Origin of the sequence: Arthrobacter sp. MYb221 (assembly GCF_002979835.1) — a bacterium.
Classification (GTDB): Bacteria; Actinomycetota; Actinomycetes; order Actinomycetales; family Micrococcaceae; genus Glutamicibacter.
Genome location: NZ_PCPW01000021.1, coordinates 13,031 through 34,139 on the forward strand (window position 1 = coordinate 13,031; position 21,109 = coordinate 34,139).

At 63.3% G+C, this 21,109-nt stretch carries 18 protein-coding genes, 1 pseudogene and 1 riboswitch; of the genes and pseudogenes, 16 read left to right on the forward strand and 3 right to left on the reverse strand.

Annotation, left to right across the window (positions count from 1 at the left end):
• The first annotated feature begins 114 nt into the window (after positions 1–114).
• The 3 genes from CQ015_RS17825 to CQ015_RS17835 all read left to right on the forward strand — a co-directional run bounded on the left by CQ015_RS17825 (position 115) and on the right by CQ015_RS17835 (position 3,389).
• The gene (locus CQ015_RS17825; protein ID WP_105570294.1) at positions 115–843 is read left to right on the forward strand and encodes an ABC transporter ATP-binding protein; all 729 of its coding nucleotides are present in this window, start codon (positions 115–117) and stop codon (positions 841–843) included.
• Positions 840–2,171 carry an FtsX-like permease family protein gene (locus CQ015_RS17830; RefSeq protein ID WP_105650779.1) on the forward strand — a complete coding sequence of 444 codons (1,332 nt, stop codon included), beginning with the start codon at positions 840–842 and terminating at the stop codon, positions 2,169–2,171. Before CQ015_RS17825 ends, CQ015_RS17830 begins: the two co-directional genes overlap by 4 nt.
• Before the next feature lie 174 nt (positions 2,172–2,345).
• On the forward strand, positions 2,346–3,389 hold the full coding sequence (locus CQ015_RS17835; protein WP_105650780.1) for an ABC transporter substrate-binding protein: 1,044 nt from the start codon (positions 2,346–2,348) through the stop codon (positions 3,387–3,389).
• A 3-nt stretch (positions 3,390–3,392) separates the two neighbouring features.
• On the opposite strand, the gene CQ015_RS17840 is transcribed toward CQ015_RS17835, so the two are convergent.
• Positions 3,393–4,193 carry an MBL fold metallo-hydrolase gene (locus CQ015_RS17840; RefSeq protein WP_105650781.1) on the reverse strand — a complete coding sequence of 267 codons (801 nt, stop codon included), beginning with the start codon at positions 4,191–4,193 and terminating at the stop codon, positions 3,393–3,395.
• 20 nt (positions 4,194–4,213) lie between these two features.
• Here CQ015_RS17840 and CQ015_RS17845 point away from each other — a divergent pair, with 20 nt between their 5' ends.
• From CQ015_RS17845 to CQ015_RS17855, 3 genes are read left to right on the forward strand one after another with little or no spacing between them, the layout of a single operon-like run.
• Positions 4,214–5,257: an iron ABC transporter permease gene (locus CQ015_RS17845; RefSeq protein ID WP_105650782.1), complete on the forward strand. Its 1,044-nt coding sequence runs from the start codon at positions 4,214–4,216 to the stop codon at positions 5,255–5,257.
• Positions 5,257–6,282, forward strand: a complete 1,026-nt coding sequence (locus tag CQ015_RS17850) for an iron chelate uptake ABC transporter family permease subunit (protein WP_105650783.1) — start codon at positions 5,257–5,259, stop codon at positions 6,280–6,282. The genes CQ015_RS17845 and CQ015_RS17850 overlap by 1 nt, the downstream gene beginning before the upstream one ends.
• Positions 6,283–6,285: 3 nt before the next feature.
• Positions 6,286–8,184: an SIP domain-containing protein gene (locus CQ015_RS17855; protein WP_105570298.1), complete on the forward strand. Its 1,899-nt coding sequence runs from the start codon at positions 6,286–6,288 to the stop codon at positions 8,182–8,184.
• Positions 8,185–8,267: 83 nt separating this feature from the next.
• Here CQ015_RS17855 and CQ015_RS17860 read toward each other — a convergent pair whose 3' ends face one another.
• The gene (locus CQ015_RS17860; RefSeq protein WP_181150459.1) at positions 8,268–8,717 is read right to left on the reverse strand and encodes a MarR family winged helix-turn-helix transcriptional regulator; all 450 of its coding nucleotides are present in this window, start codon (positions 8,715–8,717) and stop codon (positions 8,268–8,270) included.
• Positions 8,718–8,822: 105 nt separating this feature from the next.
• Between CQ015_RS17860 and CQ015_RS17865 the strand changes: the two genes are divergently transcribed.
• Complete coding sequence (locus CQ015_RS17865; RefSeq protein ID WP_105650784.1) at positions 8,823–10,655, forward strand: ABC transporter ATP-binding protein; 1,833 nt, start codon at positions 8,823–8,825, stop codon at positions 10,653–10,655.
• On the opposite strand, the gene CQ015_RS17870 is transcribed toward CQ015_RS17865, so the two are convergent.
• Positions 10,652–11,140, reverse strand: coding sequence for a MarR family winged helix-turn-helix transcriptional regulator (locus CQ015_RS17870; protein ID WP_105554546.1), 489 nt, complete (start codon positions 11,138–11,140; stop codon positions 10,652–10,654). The genes CQ015_RS17865 and CQ015_RS17870 overlap by 4 nt on opposite strands.
• A 151-nt stretch (positions 11,141–11,291) precedes the next feature.
• Here CQ015_RS17870 and CQ015_RS17875 point away from each other — a divergent pair, with 151 nt between their 5' ends.
• The 9 genes and pseudogenes from CQ015_RS17875 to CQ015_RS17915 all read left to right on the forward strand — a co-directional run.
• Positions 11,292–11,867 (forward strand): NADPH-dependent FMN reductase, encoded by a 576-nt coding sequence (locus CQ015_RS17875; RefSeq protein WP_105554547.1) that lies wholly within the window; start codon positions 11,292–11,294, stop codon positions 11,865–11,867.
• 141 nt (positions 11,868–12,008) lie between these two features.
• Complete coding sequence (locus tag CQ015_RS17880; RefSeq protein ID WP_105570301.1) at positions 12,009–13,118, forward strand: glutathione S-transferase family protein; 1,110 nt, start codon at positions 12,009–12,011, stop codon at positions 13,116–13,118.
• Positions 13,119–13,278: 160 nt separating this feature from the next.
• The gene (locus CQ015_RS17885) at positions 13,279–14,175 is read left to right on the forward strand and encodes a ribonuclease HI family protein (protein ID WP_105650785.1); all 897 of its coding nucleotides are present in this window, start codon (positions 13,279–13,281) and stop codon (positions 14,173–14,175) included.
• A gap of 58 nt (positions 14,176–14,233) precedes the next feature.
• Positions 14,234–15,382 (forward strand): serine hydrolase domain-containing protein, encoded by a 1,149-nt coding sequence (locus tag CQ015_RS17890; protein ID WP_105650786.1) that lies wholly within the window; start codon positions 14,234–14,236, stop codon positions 15,380–15,382.
• Complete coding sequence (locus CQ015_RS17895) at positions 15,379–16,170, forward strand: SGNH/GDSL hydrolase family protein (RefSeq protein ID WP_096283233.1); 792 nt, start codon at positions 15,379–15,381, stop codon at positions 16,168–16,170. Before CQ015_RS17890 ends, CQ015_RS17895 begins: the two co-directional genes overlap by 4 nt.
• Before the next feature lie 97 nt (positions 16,171–16,267).
• Positions 16,268–16,365, forward strand: a riboswitch (glycine riboswitch).
• Between the two features lie 165 nt (positions 16,366–16,530).
• The gene (gene gcvP / locus CQ015_RS17900; RefSeq protein WP_105650787.1) at positions 16,531–19,377 is read left to right on the forward strand and encodes an aminomethyl-transferring glycine dehydrogenase; all 2,847 of its coding nucleotides are present in this window, start codon (positions 16,531–16,533) and stop codon (positions 19,375–19,377) included.
• A 9-nt stretch (positions 19,378–19,386) separates the two neighbouring features.
• Positions 19,387–20,514 carry a glycine cleavage system aminomethyltransferase GcvT gene (gcvT, locus tag CQ015_RS17905; protein ID WP_105650788.1) on the forward strand — a complete coding sequence of 376 codons (1,128 nt, stop codon included), beginning with the start codon at positions 19,387–19,389 and terminating at the stop codon, positions 20,512–20,514.
• Between the two features lie 60 nt (positions 20,515–20,574).
• A complete protein-coding gene (gene gcvH, locus CQ015_RS17910; protein ID WP_096283236.1) occupies positions 20,575–20,955 on the forward strand; it encodes a glycine cleavage system protein GcvH in 381 nt (126 codons plus the stop codon).
• Positions 20,955–21,109 (forward strand): annotated as a pseudogene (locus CQ015_RS17915) (serine hydroxymethyltransferase); the annotation flags it as partial. The gene gcvH and the pseudogene CQ015_RS17915, both read left to right, overlap by 1 nt.

The window sequence follows — 21,109 nt, forward strand, 5'->3', positions numbered from 1 at the left end:
TGCGAAATGGCCCCGAATGCGGTGAGCTGGCTCCTACCGCGGGATGAGATCGCCCACCAAGAACTCCATCGGTGCTCCGAGGTACCAAGCGAGAGAACTTGGGAACATTGAAATATGCTTCAGAACTCGAAGGTTTCCAACCCACTTATTTCGGCCAGAGGACTCACCCGCAGCTATGGCACCACGCACGCGCTGGACGGCATCGATGTTGCTCTGGGACTCGGGACCGCGGTGGCCATCATGGGCCCCTCGGGGTCGGGAAAGTCCACCTTGCTCCATGCTCTGGCCGGCATCGAACTGCCGGACTCAGGCACGGTGACACTCAACCTTCCCGGCCAGGGGCCAATACAGGTCGAGCAGCTCAAGGACGCCGCGCGCACCAAGCTGCGCCGCGAGGCGTTCGGATTCGTCTTTCAGTCGGGTCTGCTGATTCCCGAGCTCACGGCCGAGGAAAACGTGGCCATGGCCCTGATGATCAATGGCGTGCCACGCGGCGCAGCAATCGCGCGCGCCGTGGACGCCTTGCAGCAATTGGGCCTCGCCGGAATGGAGCAACGCCGGATCGGCCAGCTCTCCGGCGGCCAATCCCAGCGCGTGGCGATCGCCCGGGCCCAGGTCACCGGGGCCAGCGTGGTCTTTGCCGATGAACCGACCGGTGCCCTGGATTCGGTCACCGGCACCGAGGTGCTGGACACCTTGCTGCGCTGCACCGTCGGGGCAGGGAAGACCCTGGTCATGGTCACCCATGACCGGCAGGTCGCCGCGCGTTGCGATCGCGTGCTAACGCTGCACGATGGAAAGATCACCGCAGATGATGCACTGGTTGAGGGGCACCGCTCATGAATATCCTGCATATGGCGTGGCTGCTGGGGCGGCCGACCAGCGCCAGCCGCACCCCGCAGCTGCTCACCGTAGGCGCCTATACGATGGTCAGCGCCATGGTGCTCATCGTGCTCGGCGGGGCCTGGTCCTTCACCAAGCTGGACGGCGAAGCGCAAAGCTTCTATGTTCCGCTGGCGGCGTTCGCCTTGGTGCTGCTGATCGTTCCCTTGCTCGTGCTTGGTTCCTCGGCCGCGAAGCTTTCGGCGCGGGCCCAGGACCGGGCCCTCTCGTCCCTGCGACTGCTGGGGGCCACCGGATTCCAGGTGCGCGCCGTGGCGGTCACCCAGGCGGCGGTAACCGCGCTGGTCGGTGCCCTGGCCGGAGTGCTGCTGTATCTTGCGCTGGCTCCGGCCGTGGCGCTGGTCCCCTTCCAGGGCCAACCCATCGGCACGGGGATCTTCTTGCCGGCCGGTGCCGCGGCCTTGGCGGTCCTGGCCGTCGTGCTGCTTTCGGTGATCAGCGCGCTGGCCGGACTGCGCAAGCTGGTAATCACCCCGCTCGCCGTGGCGACCCGGCGTGTGGCCCCGGTGCCCAGCTGGCTGCGCGCGGTGATTACGGTGGGCAGCATCGTGGTGCTCTACTCGCTGTTCACCAATGTGGGTTTGCTTCCGGTGGATTTGGGCGTGCTGATCGCGATCATCATCGGTGGATTCGCGCTGGGCTTGCTGGCGCTGAACCTCATCGGACCGTGGCTGGTGGCCAAGGTGGGTAAATCGAAGCTGAACAAGGCAAGCAATGCGGAGCAGCTGCTGGCGGCCCGGATGATCCTGGAATCTCCGGTGGCCGCCTGGCGCCAGGTCTCCGGAGTGGCCATGGCCTCCTTCGTGGCGGTGATCGGCGGCACCGGGGCGGCCATGTTCGGCTTCGGCGAAGCCCAGGCGACCGGAACGTGGGAAGACTATCTCGGCACGGATGTGCTCACCGGCGTGCTGGTGACCCTCGGCCTGGCACTGATTTGCGTGGCTATCTCCGCGGCGATCAGCCAGTGCGCCGGTACCTTGGACCGCGAAGAGCTGTATTCCGGGCTGGGCAAGCTGGGAATGGACCTGGCGGTGATCAACGCGGCCCGGGTGAAAAGCCTGATGATCCCGGCGCTCACCGTGGCGATCGGCTTCGCGGTGGCGTCCGTGGTGCTGGTGCTGCCATTTGCCTCGCTGGCGCTGCTGATGAAACCGCTGACGGTGGGCACGGTGCTGGTGGTGCTGGTGGCCGGGCTGCTGATGATCCGGGTGTCGCTTAACATTGCAGACCCCCGCCGGTTGTTGCTGGCTGGTTCACGTCGTGACTAATGAACCGGGAAAATGTTAGGTGCCGCTAAAGCGATTCTGCGCCGTGAGGCGTGGATTACATGTCCTTCGTGTTGCGTATTGAATCACAATCAGCGTAATGTTGCATGCGGTTCGCATAGGCTAACCTAAGTAACCGTTATCTCATGACAACTCGCAACGTCTGGATTATGACCCATGAACATTTCGCGCCGTGCTGGCCTGCTGGCAGCATCCTCCGCAATTTTGGCACTCGGCCTCAGCGCCTGTGGCTCAGCTTCTTCTACGGAACCAACCGCCTCGGCGACCGCAGAGACGAGTTACGCACCGGTGAGCATCGAGCACATCTACGGTGAAACCGAGATCACCAAGAAGCCAAGCAAGGTAGCCACCATTTCATGGGTCAACGCAGACGCGCTACTGGCGCTGGGCACCGTTCCTGTGGGCATGGATATCGACGCCTATGGGCAGAACGCCAACAACTCGACCGATTGGAAGGACGCGAAGCTCGAAGAGCTGGGCGCTTCCATCGGCTCGGAGAAGGCTCCGACCCAGTACGACATCGCCGACGGGGTGAACTTCGACGAGATTGCCCGATCCAAGCCAGACGTGATCTTCGCGGCCTACTCGGGACTGACCCAGGAACAGTACGACAAGCTCTCCAAGATCGCCCCGACCGTGGGACCGCTGAAGGCCAACTACCTCACCAGCTGGCAGGACACCACCGAAGCGGCCGGCGACCTGCTGGGCAAGAGCGAGCAAGCCGAGAAGCTGGTCTCGGATCTGGAAGGCGAACTGTCGGCGCAGACGGAAAAGTTCCCGGCGCTGAAAGACGCGACCTTCGCTTCGGTAGATCTCTCCAGCCCGAAGACCATGTACGTCTACGCCACGGGGGACAACCGCCCGCGTTTCCTGACCTCGCTGGGCATGAAGCAGGCGGAGATCGTCACCAAGAACACCCCCAAGGACGCGTTCTTCTTCGAATGGTCCCCGGAGCGCGCTAACGAGTTGGATGCAGACGTCGTCTTTGCCTCGGCGCTCGCCGGGGACGACCTCGACGACGTGGTCAAGAGCAATAAGCTCTACGGCCAGCTTCCGGCGGCAGCAACCGATTCGGTAGCGATCCTCGGCGACGATCAGGCAGTTCTCTCGGTTTCGGCGGCATCCCCGCTGTCCATCGAATGGGCAATCGACAACGTGGTGCCCACCATCGCCAAGGCCGCAGAGAACGCGGCTAAGTAAGCCTCAAGAATTCACCGCCAAGTAGTGCAATTGCGCTTCCAGGGAGCTGCTAGCCGCGCCGGCCAGGCGCGGATCCAGGTCGGGGTAGACAAGATCCAGCAATTCCGCTGGCTCGGCGTCTGCCCCGGCCTTGCCGAGTTTGGCCAGGGCAACGCGGACTTGCTCCAGGCGAGACTCGCGGTGCTCCCGGTAGGCGGTCAGCAATTTATGCGAGCCAGCATGCTGCTCGCCATGGGCCGGGTGCAGCGGCATGTCTGCCAAGGCCGAAAGCCGTGCCAAGGAGTCCAGATAGTCGGCCAGCGTTCCATCGGGATGCTCAAGAATAGTGGTTCCGCGGCCGAGCACGGTATCTCCGGTAAACAACGCACCTTGCTGGCCTTCACGGACAAAGCACACCGAGTCCGAGGTGTGGCCCGGGGTGAACAGCACGCGCAGGGTGGTTGCGCAGAATTCGAGCCGCTCGCCATCGACCAATGGTTCGGCGTTCCGGCAGAATTCCGCGAGCCGGGCCCGCACCGGTGCTCCGGTCAGCTCATGCAGCAGCGGGATCCCTCCGGAATGATCCCCATGGCGGTGCGTCAACAAAATCATTTGGACATCAAAGGCCGCCAACGCGCGCAGATGCGCTGGCATGTCGGGCCCCGGATCCACCACCACAATTTCGGTGTCGTGGCTCAACTGCGTGGTCTGCGGGTCGAAGAGCAGATAGGTATTTGTCCCCTCCAAGGTCATTTCCGAGGGATTATCCGCGCGCAGCACGGCAATACCGGGGGACAAAACGGTGGGAAAAGCAAGATGTTCCATGACAACGAGTGTAGGAAGCAATGACGGCCACCGAAAGTACCAAGCGCAGCAGCGCGCCGAAGATGAAGCTGGGACGTAAGATTACCGCCTGCCTGGGCCTGCTGGCCGTGCTGGGGATTGCGGTGATCGCCTCGCTGATCTTTGGTGCGCGACCGGTTGCGCTGGGGACCCTCGCGGATTCTTTTACGAACTTTGACGACGGCGTCTCGGACCATGTGGTCGTGCACTCGCGCATTGCCCGGACGGTGGGCGGAATTGTTGTCGGCGCCGCCCTTGGACTCTCCGGTGCCGCCATGCAGGGGTTGACCCGCAACCCGTTGGCAGACTCCGGAATTCTTGGCTTGAATGCCGGCGCGGCCCTAGCGGTCGTTACGGGTATCGCATTCTTTGGAATGACTTCTCTGACCGGCACCATGATCGCTGCCTTCCTCGGCGCCGCGGTGGTGATGGCCTTGGTGTATGTGGTGGCCAGCGTGGGTCGTGAAGGCGCCACGCCGATCAAGCTTGCGCTGTCCGGCGCGGCCCTCTCGGTGGGATTCACCGCGGTGACCAGCGCGGTGCTGATGGTTTCAACCCTGGCCCTGGACGAGTTCCGCTTCTGGCAAATCGGCACGCTGGCGGCCCGGGGCGTGGAAACCTACCTGCTGGTCATCCCGGTCGTTGCCGTCGGTGCGTTGATCGTGCTGGGCACCGCGCGGGTCTCCAACGCGGTGGCCATGGGCGACGATTCGGCGACCGCGCTGGGCTTCCGGCTGGGACGGGCGCGAGTCCTCGGATCGGTGGGCATCGTCTTGCTGGTCGGAACCGCCACCGCGGTGGCCGGGCCCATTGCCTTTGTCGGGCTGATGATTCCGCATGCGGTGCGGCTGCTCGTCGGGTCGGACTACCGTTGGTTGATGCCGGCGAGCATCATCGCCGGGCCGATCCTGCTGCTGGTCGCGGACACCTTGGGGCGGGTGATCAATCCGCCGGGTGAAATCCAGGTCGGCGTGATGTGCGCAATTCTTGGAGCGCCACTGTTCATTATCATGATGCGCAGCGGCATGAAGTCGGTGACCCTGTAATGGCACCAGTACAAAGCGCGCTGCCCGCCCGGCGCAGGCAGCGAGTGCTCGCCAGCGTGCTCTGGCTGACGCTGGCTTTCGTCGCAGCCTCCGTGGCCTATATTTTCTGGGGCCGGGACAGGCTGCCCGCCGAAGAGATCTTCGCGGTCTTTTCCGGTGAAACGGTGCCCGGAACCAGCTTCATCCTGCTAGATGACCGGTTGCCGCGCATTGCGGTGGGCGCCCTTGCCGGGGCCGGGCTGGGAATTTCTGGTTCGCTCTTCCAGCGGTGGCTTGCCAATCCGCTGGCGAGCCCGGACGTGATCGGCGTGGGCTTCGGGGCGGCCACCGGCGCCATCGTGGCGCTGATCTACTTCGGCACCACCGGATGGCAGCTGAATGCCGCCGCGCTGGCCGGCGGCTTGGCCGTGGCGGCCCTGATCTACTGGCTGTCGGCTTCGGGCAAGCGAACCGGTTCCCGGCTCATCCTGGCCGGTCTGGCCATCGGTGCGATGCTGCAGGCAATCATCCAGTATCTGCTCACCCAGGCTCAGCTGAACACCGCCGGAGATGCGATGCGCTGGCTGACCGGGTCGCTCGCGCCGAGCACCTGGGAACGTGCCACGATCCTGCTGGTAAGCCTGGGAATCCTTGCGCTCTGCTTGCTTCCGATTGTGGTGCGGCAGCTGAAGCTGCTGGAGCTCGGCGATGATGCGGCCGCGGCGCTGGGCCTGAACGTGTCCCGGGCGCGCATCTTGCTGGTGTTCGTGGCCGTGGCATTTGGCGCCATCCCCATTGCGGTCACCGGACCGCTGTCATTTGTTGCGTTTCTCGCCGGCCCGATCACCGCCGCGCTGACTCGCGGGGCGATAAATATTTGGCTCGCCGGGCTGACCGGAGCGGTCATTGTGGTCGTTGCAAACTTTTTCGCCGCAAATCTGTTTTCGGATTTGTCGCTGCCGGTGGGCGTAATCACCGGTGCATTCGGCGCACCATTCCTGATTTGGGTGCTGGTGCGTTCCAACTCAACAGGAAGCGGGGGATAACCCATGGCCCAACTCCAGGCAACCGACCTGACCCTGGCCTATGACAAGGTCACCATCGTGGACGAGCTGTCCCTGGACATCCCCACCGGGCAGGTGAGCATCGTTGTCGGGGCCAACGGCTGCGGCAAGTCCACCTTGCTGCGGGCGCTGTCGCGTCTGATGCGCCCGGCCGGTGGCCAGGTGCTGCTCGACGGGCAGGATATCCACACGCGCCCGGCCAAGGAGGTGGCCCGGACGCTCGGGCTGCTTCCGCAGTCGCCCACCGCGCCGGACGGAATTACCGCTCGCGAGCTCATCAGCCGTGGCCGCTACCCGCATCAGGGGCTGTTCAAGCGCTTCGGCCCCGAAGACGAGGCGGCGGTCAACCGCGCCCTGGACCTGACCGGCACCATGGAGCTGGCGGACCGCGCGGTTGACGAGCTCTCCGGCGGACAGCGCCAACGCGTGTGGATCGCCATGGCCCTGGCCCAGGAGACAGAGCTGCTGCTGCTCGATGAGCCCACCACCTTCCTGGACGTAGCCCACCAGCTCGAAGTGCTGGACGTGATCAGCGAGCTGAACCGCACCCGTGGGATCACCGTGGTCATTGTGCTCCATGACCTGAACCTCGCCGCACGCTATGCCGATCACCTCGTGGCCCTGCGCGGGGGAAAGATCTACGCCGCCGGCCACCCCAACGACGTGGTGACCGAACGCACCGTCAAGGACGTGTTCGGCATGCCCAGCCGGGTGATCCCGGACCCGGTAGCCGGCACCCCGCTGGTGCTCCCGATCGGCCGCCACCGCGTGCTGCGCACCGAGAACGTGCTGGCCGCACAGGGGATCGTGCGCTCCGCCGAGAGCGCCCAGGCCCCTAAGCCGGCGGCGCAACCGCCGAAGCCTGCGCAAGCCGAGGCGGAACAGGAGACGCGGATGCGTCCGGGCTCCGAGCATCTGGCAACCCTGGCCTACCAGTGCAGCGTCTTGCGCACCCAGGATCTGGCGCCCTCCTTCCGGCGGATCACCATCGGCGGCGCCGACCTGGCGCACTTCGGAACGAACAGCCACCCGTTGGATATGCGGATCAAGCTGCTGCTGCCGCCTGCCGGCGGTTCGGCATTGACCCCGCAGATCGCGGCCCTGCGTCCACGGGCCCTATCCAGCCCGGCGGAGCAGGAGGGCTGGTACCGCCGCTGGCTGTCGATCGACCCGGCGACACGCGGATATATGCGCACCTACACGGTGCGCGCCTTCCGGGAGATGGGGCACCGCGATAACCTCGGGGATACCGCCGAGCTGGATATCGACTTTGTGATGCATGGCGAGGTTGTCGATGGCCGCCTGCGCGGCGGCCCGGCGACCGAATTCGCCGATCGGGCGCAGATCGGCGACGAACTGCTGCTGCTGGGGCCGAACCGGGCGTTGAGCGATGAAACCTACGGTGGAATCGAATTCCGTCCGGGAGGCGCAGGCCGCGTGGTGCTGGCCGGCGACGAGACCGCGGCCCCGGCAATTTGTGCGATTCTCGAGGCGCTGCCATCCAATGTGACCGGCCACGCCCTGATTGAGGTTCCGGAGACCACCGACATTCTGGGCGCCTCCACCCGCTCCGGAGTATCGGTGCAATGGCTGACGCGTGGCACCAGCGAGCATGGGGTGCTGCTTGCGGCGGCGGTACGCGACGTGGTGGCTATTCCGGCGGCCGGCGCGGTGCATACCGACGCGGATCCCGAAGACATTGACGTGGACGCGCAGATCCTGTGGGAAACCGGCGCCGCAGAATCCGCACCGTTCTATGCCTGGATTGCCGGCGAGGCGGGCATGGTCAAGGACCTGCGCCGCTATCTGGTGCGCGAGGCAGGCATTGACCGAAAGCAGGTGGCCTTCATGGGGTACTGGCGTCGCGGAAAGACCGAAAACTAGGCGAAGCAGTTAGAGATGAGGGCGGTTTCCCGGGACTTTTATCCTGCGGGAAACCGCCCTCTTTTGTGCTCAATGACCTTGGATTAGCACCGCGGACTGCCTGCTGCATCTGCAACGAGCAGCCCCAATATCCGGGTGAGCTCGCTGCGGTCCTCCGCACCGAGGCTCGCGAAGAATTCCTCGTGGCTTTGCTTGCGTTCGGCATGCAGAATCTTCAGCAGCTCGCTGCCCGACGCGGTCAGCGTGATCAAGCTGGCGCGGCGATCGGCGGGATCCGCGGTGCGTGTGGCTAGCTCCTTGGCGACCAGCTGGTCGATGACCTCGGTGGTGGAGCGCGGGGCAATGTGCAGCCTTTCGGCTAATTGCGAGTTGCGCATTCCCTCGGTTCCTTCGCGTCCCAGCAACATCAACGTTCGTACTTGATGCGGGGTGATGCCGTAGGGCGTGAGGGTATGGCGCCACTTGCCGCGAAGCAAACGCGAACTGCGGTTGAACAGGTCGACCAAGTCAGGGCCGGACTCTTGGGTAGGCATGGTTAAAGAATAGGGTGTTCTTCCCGACAAACTCAAGATGGAACCACATAGTGAGGTAACCTCTGTTATTCTGGTTTGTGAACACAGAGATAAATGGAGGTGCGCATGATTCCCATGGCAATGGGTGGCCCCGGCGGCGGCGGGCGCCCGGGTGATGCAAAACAGGATAAGGAATGGCTGGCGGAGCATCCGGTCTCGCTGCACCGGGTGGCCGGGCTTTTTCGCCCGCACCTGAGAACCGTCATCGTGGTGATATTGCTGATCGTTGCCTCATCGCTGATTGGGCTGGCGCAACCATTTATCGTCCGTGAACTCATTGACGTGGCTATTCCCGAGCAGGACGTCAAGCTATTGCTGGCGCTGGCTGGCGGGCTGGTCCTCATTGCCTTGATCAACGCGGTGCTCGGCGTGATTCAAACGTGGCGAGCGACCCTGATGGGCCAGGAGGTGATGCATGGATTGCGCACCGGACTGTTCACCCACCTGCAGAAGCAGTCCCTGGCCTTTTTCACCAATGCTCGCTCGGGGGAGGTGCAGTCTCGGCTGACCAATGACGTCGGCCAGATGCAGTCGGTGATCACCAGCTCGGCGACTTCGATCGCTTCAAATCTGACCACCGTGGTGGCCACCGCTTGCGCGATGGTAGCCATTTCCTGGAAGTTGAGCCTGATCTCGCTGGTGGTCCTGCCGCCGGCCATCATCCTGGCCAGGCAAACCGCCAAGCTGCGGCGCAAGATCACCGGAGCGCGGCAGCGGGAAATGTCCACGCTCACCTCGATTATCGAAGAACGCTTGAGCATCTCCGGAGTTCGCCTGGCCAAGGTGATGGGTACCGGCACGCTTGACGCGGAGCAGTTCACCGATTCCAGTTCGAAGCTCATCGATCTGGAGATGCGTAGCGCTTTGGCCGGTCGCTGGCGCATGGCCGCGATGTCGATCATCTTCGCCGCGGTGCCGGCGGTGCTCTACATCGTGGCCGGGCTTCCTGTCACCGGGGAGGGCATGAGCATCGGCACCTTGGTGGCCTTTACCGGACTGCAGGCCGGGATCTTCCGCCCGGTGCTGGGGCTGATGAGCATCTCCATCCAGTGGGTCTCGGCGATGGCGCTATTCAGCCGAGTCTTTGAATACCTCGATGCCGATCAGGCGCTCCCGGTCCCGAAAAACCCGCGCCAGCTCGTGGCCAGCGAGGTGCGCGGAGAACTGGAACTCAAGGATGTGAGCTTCCGCTATCCCGGGGCGCGCACCGATACCTTGCGGGACCTCAACCTCAAGCTAGCGGCCGGTACGATGACTGCAGTCGTGGGCGCCACCGGTTCGGGCAAATCAACGCTGGGCTCATTGCTGCCGCGGCTCTTGGATCCGAGCTCTGGCAATGTCACCTTGGACGGCGTGGATCTTCGCGAGGTGAAGCCGCAAGAGATCGCCGCGGTGGTCTCCATGGTGGCGCAGGAAAGCTATCTGCTGCATACCAGTGTGCGCGAGAACCTGCTCTGGGCCGCACCGCACGCCAGCGAGGGAGAATTGTGGGAAGCCTTGGAGGCGGCGCAGATTGCGGAGCTGATTCGCGGGCTGCCCGAGGGGCTGGATACCCGCGTCGGGCAACGCGGCCACCGCTTCTCCGGCGGTGAACAGCAGCGGCTGGCGATCGCACGCACCATGCTGCGCAGGCCCAAGGTCCTCGTCCTGGACGAGGCAACCAGTGCCCTCGATACGGTGACCGAGGCGCTGGTGCAGCAGGCCCTGGATCAATTGGCCGTTGGGCGCACCACGCTGCTGATTGCGCACCGGCTGAGCACGGTGATGCGCGCAGATCAGATCGTGGTGCTCGATGAGGGGCAGATTATTGAGGCCGGGAGCTTTGCGCAGCTGGTGGAGCTCGACGGTAAATTTGCCCGCCTAGTGAGCAATAGCGAGTTCGCCCAGCAGTCGGGCTAGTCGCATTGCGGCGTGGTTGGTGCGTGCGGTGCGATTGCGGCTAAAATTTTAGGCAACGCAGTCTCCAGGGCGGCATGTTCCGCTGGCGTGAGCGAATCGAACAGCGTTTGGCGAATGAATTCAACGTGCTTCGGAGCCGCTTCGCGAATCGCCTGCCAGCCGAGTTCGGATAAGCCGATCTGGTGGCCGCGGCGATCCGAGGCATCTGAGCAGCGGGTAATCAGGGACTTGGCCTCCATGCGGCGCAAGAGGTGCGAGAGCCGGGAGCGGTCCCAGCGCAGCTCCTCGGCCATCTCGGCGGGGCGAAGCGAGGACTCTTCGGCCTCGGAAAGTACCGCGAGGACCGAGTATTCTCCGGACTGCATGGCGGAGTCCTGGGTGAGTTGACGATCCATGGCGCTGGGGAACTGCCAGAGGAACTCGCGAATGGTCCGCCAGAGGTCTTGCTCGCGGTCGTTGAGCCAGCGGGTATTTTCGGTTCCCATGTTTTCTATTCTCCTGAAGCGGTAAATGCTGCGGGGCACGCCAGCAAAGTTGTTGACACATCAATTATCTCGTGTAATGTAGTTTTTAGCAAGATTTGATGACGTGTCAACAATAATGGTTGGGCGTACCACCACTTAGGGGAGCAAAAACATGCTGAAGATCGCTATCATTACCGGTTCCACCCGCCCAGGACGCAACAACGCTGGAGTGGCGCAGTGGGTGCTCGAGCAGGCGCAGCAGCGCAACGACGCAAGCTACGAGCTGGTGGATATCGCCGACTTCAACCTGCCGCTGCTGGACGAGGCCTTCCCGGCCGCGTACCAGAACTACCAGAACGAAGCCACGAAGAACTGGTCGGCAAAGATCGCCGAATTCGACGGCTACATCTTCATCACTCCGGAATACAACCACTCGATCGCACCGGCCCTGGCTAACGCACTGTCCTACCTGAACGCGGAATTCTCCAACAAGGCAGCCGGAATTGTCGGCTACGGCTCGGCTATGGGAGCGCGTGCGGTGGAACACCTGCGCGGCATTCTTTCCGAACTGCAGCTGGCCCACGTGCAGAAGACCGGCATGTTCTCGCTGTTCACCGACTTCGAAAACTTCTCCGTCTTCAAGCCGACCGAACAGTCCGCCGCCTCGGTCCAGCCGATGTTCGACCAGCTGATTTCTTGGACGACCGCCATGAACACCGTACGCGCCGGTGCCATGGCCAACGCCTAAGTTTTCATCAAGAGAACCGCGAGAAGCTGGCAATCAAACTTTTCGCGGTTCTGCGCAAATGACTACTTTTAGCCAACCCAGCGAGTTAGCCTGAAAGCTAAGAGCCGCACAGGAACTACGCCAAAAGCTTCAAGGGGAGAAATGACCAAAGAATTTTCGACCAAGGGTGCCTACGTCACCGGAGGCGAATTCAGCCGGGATACCAATTACATCCAGGACCGCATCGTGGCAGATCCGCGCCCCGAAGCTTTTGCCGCTGGTGTGCCCAATAGCTCGATCGGCCACCCGCAGGCCGGACTCGGCGACGGGGCGCAGCTGTGGCCGGTGGAAGCCGGGCGCTACCGCCTCGTGGCCGCACGTGCCTGCCCCTGGGCCAACCGCACGCTGATTGTGCGCCGCCTCCTCGGCCTGGAGGACGCGATATCGGTCGGCCTGCCCGGCCCAACCCATGACTCGCGCAGCTGGACCTTCGATCTGGACGCTGGCGGCAAGGACCCGGTGCTGGGTACCGAGCGTGTGCAGGAAAACTACTTCAAGCGATTCGCGGACTACCCGCGCGGCATCACCGTCCCGGCAATCGTGGATATTCCCACCGGTGCAGTGGTGACCAACGACTACCCGCAAATCACCTGGGACATGTCGACGCAATGGAAGGAATTCCACCGCGAAGGCGCGCCGAATCTGCTGCCCGAAGATCAGCTTGAACAGATGCTGCCCCTGATCAAGCGCATCTTCACCGAGGTGAATAACGGCGTCTACCGCGCCGGATTCGCCGGCGACCAGCAGGCCTACAACGATGCCTATGACCGGCTCTTTGACGCGCTGGACTATCTCGAAGAGCGTCTAGCAACCCGCCGCTTCCTCATGGGCGACCACATCACCGAGGCCGATGTGCGCCTGTTCACCACGCTGGCCCGCTTCGACCCGGTCTACCACGGTCACTTCAAGACCAACCGCAACAAGCTGATCGACATGCCTAACTTGTGGGGCTACGCCCGCGACCTGTTCCAGACCCCAGGGTTTGGCGATACCACCGACTTTGAGCAGATCAAGGCGCACTACTACGTGGTTCACGAAGACATCAACCCCACCGGGATCGTGCCGAAGGGGCCGGAGCTGAGCAACTGGCTCGAAGCCCACGGGCGCGAAGAGCTGGCGGATTCCGGACCGTTCCTCGACGGTACCGCACCGGGCGAGGTGCGCGCCGAAGAGCGTGTGGCCGCGGGGCATAACCCGATGTATCCGGCCTGAATGAATCGAAGGCAAACCCGCTGAACCGACGCATCGAGAGGTCCTGGCAATGTCCCGGCGAGAACTCACGGAGTTTTCACCGGGTCATTGCCCGTTAAAAAACGAACATGGCACACCTGGTCATCTGCACTTGTGGGGTGGACATGGCAGGATTATTCATATGACGATCATTGCGGCAGCTGACGGTTCTGCACTCGGTAACCCTGGACCTGCCGGTTGGGCCTGGTATATCGACCACGAAAACTGGGGAGCCGGGGGCTGGGACCACGGAACCAACAACATGGGCGAGCTTCAAGCCGTGCTCGAGCTCTTTCGCGCCACGGCCAAAGAACCTGAAACCGAACTGAAAATCCTGTGCGATTCCCAGTACGCCATCAACTGCATCACCAAGTGGATGCCGGGATGGAAGAAAAAGGGCTGGAAGAAGTCCGACGGCAAGCCGGTGCTCAACCAGGACATTCTGCGAGAACTAGACGCGGTGATCGTTGGACGCAAATACACCTTTGAATGGGTCAAGGGCCATGCCGGCCACGAACTCAACGAGGAAGCCGATGACCGGGCCCGAGCCGCCGCCACCGCACATCAAAGCGGGAAGGACCCGGACGCCGGGCCCGGCTATACCGGCTCCTCGGGCACGATTGCTGGCAACGAACCGGGCCAAGCCCCGCCTCCGGTGGTTGAGGCCGCCGCCGAACCAGCCGTGGACGTGGCAAGCACCGTCTTCGAATTGGAGCAGGGTCTGCTCGACGCGCAGGTGCGCGCGAACTTCACCGAGGTCAGCGATTTTCTGCACCCGAGCTACCAGGAAGTCTGCCGTGACGGTTCGCTGCTGGATGTCTCCACCGTGCGCTCGATCCTCGACGCCGGCGGCGCGCTTCCGGCCACCGGTCCGGTGCAGCTGCTCACCGCGCGTCCGCTGGATTCCAAGCTGGTGCTGATCGCCTATCGGATGAGTCCGGAAGGCTCGCAGGTTTTGGTCTGCTCCTCATGGTGGCAGCAGACGGAACGGGGCTGGAAATTGCGTTTCCGCCAGGAAACAATCGAGAGCCACGCCTAGCTTTTTCCCCTTTCGCACTAGTGTTAGTTGACAAGCAGCAAGCACTTTAAGGATTTTCATGGATTCGGTCATTACAGAAGATTTCGCGCCCCTCGCCGAAGCGCTTGACGCCCGAGCGGCGGAAGAAGAGGGCTATTCGGCCCAGCTCGCGATTTATCACCGCGGGCAGCTGGTGCTCAGCCACGCGGTCGGCGATCATCTCGCCGGCGACGCGGTGACCTGCGTCTTCTCCTGCACCAAGGGCCTGGGGGCGCTGGTCATCGCGATGCTGATTCAGGACGGCTTGCTCGATCCGGCCAAGCCGATCGGAACCTACTGGCCCGAATTCGCCAGCGGCGGCAAGCAGCGCCTGACCCTGGGCGAAGTACTCAGCCACCAAGCCGGCGTGCTCGGCGTCCCCGGGGGAGTTCCAAGCGAGGTTCTGCTCAACTCGGCCGAATACGCCAAGGTGCTGGCCTCGATGCCGAGCATCTGGCCGCAGGGACAGAATATCGTCGGCTACCACGCCATCACCATGGGCGTACTCATGGAAGAACTGGTACGTCGGGTCACCGGCCAGGAACTCAAAGAAGTCTACGAACAGCGCATCCGCAAGCCGCTGGGAGTCGACGCCTTCATCGGCCACGGCGCAGAACTCGAACCGCGCTACCGCGACGTGCTGCCCGCGCTGGATGACGCACCTGCCTTCATGGACCCGTTCTCGCCGTCCGGGCTCTCGGTCAACTCCACCTCGGGCTTCGCCCTGGAATCCGGACCGGTGTACAACTGGCACGAACTGGCGAACTCGCCACAGGTCCGGCAGCTGGGTCCGGCCTCCATGGGCGCGGTGGCCAACGCCCAGGCGCTCGCCGGGATCTACGCCGCGTCCTTCGGCGCGGTGCCGGAGCTCGGCGCCACCGAGGGGCTGCTCAGCGCAGATACCTGGGCCGAGGTTTCCACCGAACTCGTCTACGGACCGGACCGCACCAACGGTCAGTTGCAGGCCTTCGCCGTCGGTTTCATGAAGCCCACCGCGCGCAAGGACTACGGCTCGATCTTCGCCTATGGGCATGACGGGGCGAATTCGTCGCTGGCCTTCGCCGACCCGGCCTACCAGCTGGGCTTCGGCTACATCCCTTCGCGCAATGAAGGAGAAAAGGATATCTCGACCGGCGTGCGCCTGAGCCAGCTGGCCCGCCAGCTCATCTTGGCCAAGGGAGCGAAATGAAATTCCTTGCATTAGGGGATTCCTTCACCGAAGGTGTCGGAGATATCAGCATGGTGCGCCCTAACCGGGTGCGCGGTTGGGCCGACCGGGTGGCCGAGGTGCTGGGCACCCAGGGCGACTGGGAATACGCGAACCTTGCCATTCGCGGCAAGAAGATCTCCCAGGTCATCAACCAGCAGCTCGACGCCGGGCTGGCGTTGGAACCCGATCTGGTGACCATCTATGCCGGGGGCAACGACATTCTGCGCCCCAGCGCCGATCTGGACGCGCTCATGCGCGGTTATGACGGGATGGTCCGCCGATTTGCCGAGTCCGGCAGCACCGTGGTGCTGTTCACCGGGTTCGACACCGTGGATTCCCCGCTATTCAACAAGACCCGTCCGCGGACCGCCATCTACAACGAGAAGATCCGCGAAATCGCTGACACCCATGGTGCGCTGGTGGCCGACTACTGGCGCTGGCGGGAATTCTCGGACCTGCGCTATTGGGCGGGGGACCGGCTGCATATGAACGAATTCGGCCACGCATTGATGGCGCGCAAGGTGCTCGAACTGCTCGGCAGGCACGGCATCGTTGAGCCCGAATGGGCCGGGCAGATCAATCTTCCGGGGTTGCCGCAGCTGCCGGTCAACTCCCGTGGCGAGAGATTACGCGAGGATATGGGCTGGGTGAAGGAGCATTTGGGACCCTGGATCAAGCGCCGGCTGACGGGCACGTCCTCGGGAGACTCCTTGCCAGCGAGATATCCCGCCTATGTAAAACTCGCTCAAGGCTCCAGTGCAAGTTAATTTGTGAATCGAACCGAGCCGCCGGTCTTGGATAGAAGCATGCGGTGCAGGTAAGATGGTGATGTGTTTTGGATCATCAGATCCACGGCACAGCCTTCGACGGATGGCGGGAGAGACCCGTTCACACCATGGATGGGCGCCGTAGGAGCAATTCCTCCCCAGGAAACTCTCAGGCCCCCGTACCGCCATCACGAGGCAACTCTGGAAAGAAACCGGCCCGTTCCGGTTCACCGAAGGTGCAAGCGCCCGGCTTTGTAGGTCGGATGCGTAAAACTCTCAGGTTATGCAACAGGGATGGGGAGGGACAGAGACCTTCCTTTGGCATGCGCCAAGACAGATCCCCCTGGAGATAACTGCACCATGACTATTACGCAGACCTCGGCATCAACGAGTAGCGAATTCGTGTCCCGCCACATTGGCCCACGTCCGGCCGATGCAAACCACATGCTCCAGACGCTGGGTTACTCCAGCCTCGACGAGCTGATCGACACCGCAGTTCCGGCCGACATCCGCCAGGGTGCGGCATTGGATCTTCCTGCTGCCCTGAGCGAAACCGAAGCGTTGGCTCACCTGCGCAACCTGGCATCCAAGAACGTGATGAAGACCCAGATGATCGGCCAGGGCTTCTACGACACCTTCACGCCAGCGGTGATTCGCCGCAACATCGTGGAAAACCCGGCCTGGTACACCGCCTACACCCCGTACCAGCCAGAAATCTCCCAGGGCCGCCTCGAAGCGCTGCTGAACTTCCAGACCATGGTCATGGACCTGACCGGCCTGCCCATCGCCAACGCCTCGATGCTCGATGAGTCCTCATCGGCGGCCGAAGCCGTGCTGATGATGCGCCGTTCGAATAAGAAGAAGGCCAGCGGCAAGACCGTGCTGGACTCGAACATCTTCCCGCAGACCATCAAGGTCATCGAAGGCCGCGCCGACGCGCTCGGCTTCGAAATCGAAGTTGTTGACCTCTCCCAGGGTCTGCCGGAAGGCGACATCTCGGGTGTCGTGCTCCAGCAGCCGGGCAACGACGGCTCGATTGCCGACCACAAGCAGATCATCGCCGCCGCCAAGGACGCCGGCGCGATGGTCACTGTCATCGCCGACCTGCTCTCGCTGACCATGATCACCCCTCCCGGTGAACAGGGCGCGGATATCGCAGTGGGCAACACCCAGCGCTTCGGGGTGCCGCTGTTCTTCGGCGGACCGCACGCTGCCTACCTCGCCGTCGGCGCGGGCCTGCAGCGCTCGATGCCCGGGCGCCTGGTCGGTGTCTCCACCGATGACGCCGGCACCCCAGCCTACCGCCTGGCACTGCAGACTCGCGAGCAGCACATCCGCCGCGAGAAGGCCACCTCCAACATCTGCACCGCACAGGCGCTGCTGGCCATTTGCGCCTCGATGTATGGCGTCTACCACGGCCCGGCGGGCCTGAAGCAGATCGCGGCCCGGGCGCACAACCACGCTCGCGTCATCGCCAGCTCGCTGGTTTCCGGCGGCTTCACCCTGGCGTCCGACTCCTTCTTCGACACCGTTGTGGTCAACGTCGAGAACGCGGAAGCGGTCATCGCCAAGGCGGCCGAAGCCGGCATCAACCTGCGCAAGGTTTCCGAAACCCAGGTGGGCATCTCCACCGATGAGGCAACCACCGCGGATATCGTGCGCACCCTGGCCGAGGTCTTCGGAGTTGAGCTGTCCGTACCGGAGGGCTTCGAGATCCCCGAGGCGCAGGTGCGCAGCAGCGCCTACATGACCCACCCGATCTTCAACACCATCTCTTCCGAGACCCAGATGATGCGCTACCTCCGTCGCCTCTCGGACCGCGACCTGGCCTTGGACCGCACCATGATCCCACTGGGCTCATGCACCATGAAGCTGAACTCGGCCGCCGAGATGGAATCCATCACCTGGCCGGAGTTCGCCACGATCCACCCCTACGTTCCCGCCGAGCAGTCCATCGGCTGGCGCGAACTGATCACCGACCTCGAAGGCCGGTTGACCGCCATCACCGGTTACGCCGGCATCTCGATCCAGCCCAACGCCGGCTCGCAGGGCGAATACTCCGGGTTGCTTGCCATCTCCGGCTACCACGCCTCGCGCGGCGAATCCCAGCGCAACGTCTGCCTGATCCCGGCTTCGGCCCACGGCACCAACGCGGCTTCGGCCGTGCTGGCAGGGATGAAGGTCGTCGTGGTGAAGACCGCAGCGGACGGCACCATCGACGCAAACGACCTGGATGCCAAGATCGAGGCCAACAAGGACGTCCTGTCGGCCATCATGATCACCTACCCATCCACCCACGGGGTCTACGACGCCGACGTGCGCGAGGTCTGTGACAAGATCCACGCCGCGGGCGGCCAGGTCTACATCGACGGCGCGAACATGAACGCCCTGGTGGGCCTCGCGCAGCCGGGCCAGTTCGGCGGCGACGTCAGCCACCTGAACCTGCACAAGACCTTCTGCATCCCGCACGGCGGTGGCGGACCGGGTGTCGGCCCGGTCGCTGTCGCCGAGCACCTGGTGCCATTCCTGCCCGGCGACGCTTCGGGCAGCTACACCGAACGCGACGGTGTGCCGGTAGTGTCCACCGCTTTCGGCTCCGCCGGCGTGCTGCCGATCTCCTGGGCCTACATCGCGATGATGGGTGGCGACGGGCTGACCGAAGCAACCAAGACCGCGATCCTGAACGCAAACTACATTGCCAAGCGCCTGAACGAGTACTTCCCGATCCTGTTCACCGGCAACAAGTCCCTGGTGGCCCACGAGTGCATCCTGGACCTCCGCGAACTGACCGCGAAAACCGGTGTGACCGCAGAAGACGTGGCCAAGCGCCTGATCGACTTCGGATTCCACGCACCAACGCTGTCCTTCCCGGTCTCCGGCACCCTGATGGTGGAGCCAACCGAGTCCGAGGACCTGGCGGAAATCGAACGCTTCATCGAAGCGATGATCACCATCCACCAGGAAATGCAGGAAGTGCTGTCCGGGGTCTACACCATCGAAGAGTCGCCGCTGCGCAACGCACCGCACAGCGCCACCGCGCTGATCTCCAGCAATTGGGACCGCAAGTACAGCGTCGAGCAGGCCGCCTTCCCGGTAGCCAGCCTCAAGCGCGACAAGTACTTCCCGGCCACCGGGCGCATCGACGGCGCAGCCGGTGACCGAAACCTGATCTGCTCCTGCCCAGCTCCTGAAGCCTTCGAAGACTAGGACATCGCGATGACTGAGACAAGCACCGATATCAAGCACACCGCGCTGCACGGCAAGCATGCCGAGCTTGGCGCTTCGTTCACCGACTTCGGCGGCTGGGATATGCCGCTGAAGTATGGTTCGGAACTTGCCGAGCACAAGGCCGTGCGTTCCACCGCGGGCCTGTTCGACCTGTCCCACATGGGCGAGGTATGGCTCACCGGTCCCCAGGCCGGCGAGGCGTTGAACACCGCGCTGGCCGGCAACCTGTCCATCATGAAGGTCGGCAAGGCGAAGTACTCGCTGATCCTCAACGAAGCGGGCAAGATCCTTGACGACTTGATCGTCTACCGCCTCGGCGAAGAGCGCTTCCTGGTCGTGCCAAACGCCGGCAACGCGCCGGTTGTGGCGGCCGCACTGGCCGAGCGCGCAGCAGGTTTCGACGTCGTGGTGGATGACGCCTCGGCACGTACCTCGCTGATCGCCGTACAGGGCCCGAACGCCGAGGCGATCGTGGCATCGCTGGCGGCCGATGAGCAGACCGCAGCCGCGGTGCAGGAACTGAAGTACTACGCGGCCATCGAAGTGGTTCTCGGCGGAATCGACGTGCTGCTGGCCCGCACCGGCTACACCGGCGAGGACGGCTTCGAGCTGATCATCGCCAACGAAGACGCCACCGCCATCTGGGACAAGACCGTCGCAGCCGGCACCGGCCACGAACTGGTCCCCTGCGGGCTGGCTTCGCGTGACTCGCTGCGTCTGGAAGCCGGCATGCCGCTCTACGGCAACGAGCTTTCCGTCGAGCGCACCCCCTTTGACGCCGGCTTCGCTCCGGTGGTGTCCTTCAAGAAGACCGAGAACTTTGTCGGTCGCGAAGCGCTGGAGGTACTGCGCGGACAGACACCGCCACGCAAGCTGGTGGGCCTGAAAGGTCTGGGCAAGCGCGCCGGCCGTGGCGGATACGCCATCGTCAAGGATGGGGCGGCCATAGGTGAGATCACCTCCGGCCAGCCATCGCCGACCTTGGGCTATCCGGTAGCACTAGGATACGTAGATGTTGAATTTAGTGAAGTGGGAACCGAGCTAGATGTCGACCTTCGTGGCAAGACATTGCCATTTGTGGTCGTAGAACTGCCGTTCTACACCCGAGCAAAGTAACGTTTAACCTAAGCGGGCGTTCGTAAGACGCCCACCATTTCCCTTGGGAGAGGAATTATCGTGAGTAAAGTTCTTTCATCGTTGCGCTACTCGGCCGAGCACGAGTGGATCGATGCAGCATCGCCAGCCAAGATCGGTATCACCCAGATCGCCGCCGACGCACTGGGTGACGTGGTCTACGTTGACCTGCCAGAAGTTGGCGACACCGTCACCGCGGGCGAGACCTGTGGCGAAGTCGAGTCCACGAAGTCGGTTTCCGACCTGTACTCGCCAGTGACCGGCACCATCGTCGAGATCAACCAGGAAGCTGCAGATAACCCTGCAATCCTGAACGAAGATCCATACGGCAACGGCTGGCTGTTCACCGTTGAAGTTGAGTCCGAAGGTCCGCTGCTTTCGGCAGCAGACTACGCCAGCGCGAACGGTGGAAACGTCGAGTAATGAGCAACAAGACTTTTGAATCCCTAGCCCCTGCATCATTGACTCAGTCCCTGGCGCAGCTCGATCCTGAGGTTGCCCAGCGGATCGATGCCGAGCTCGCTCGTCAGCAGCGTGGTCTGGAGATGATCGCTTCGGAGAACCATACCGCGCAGGC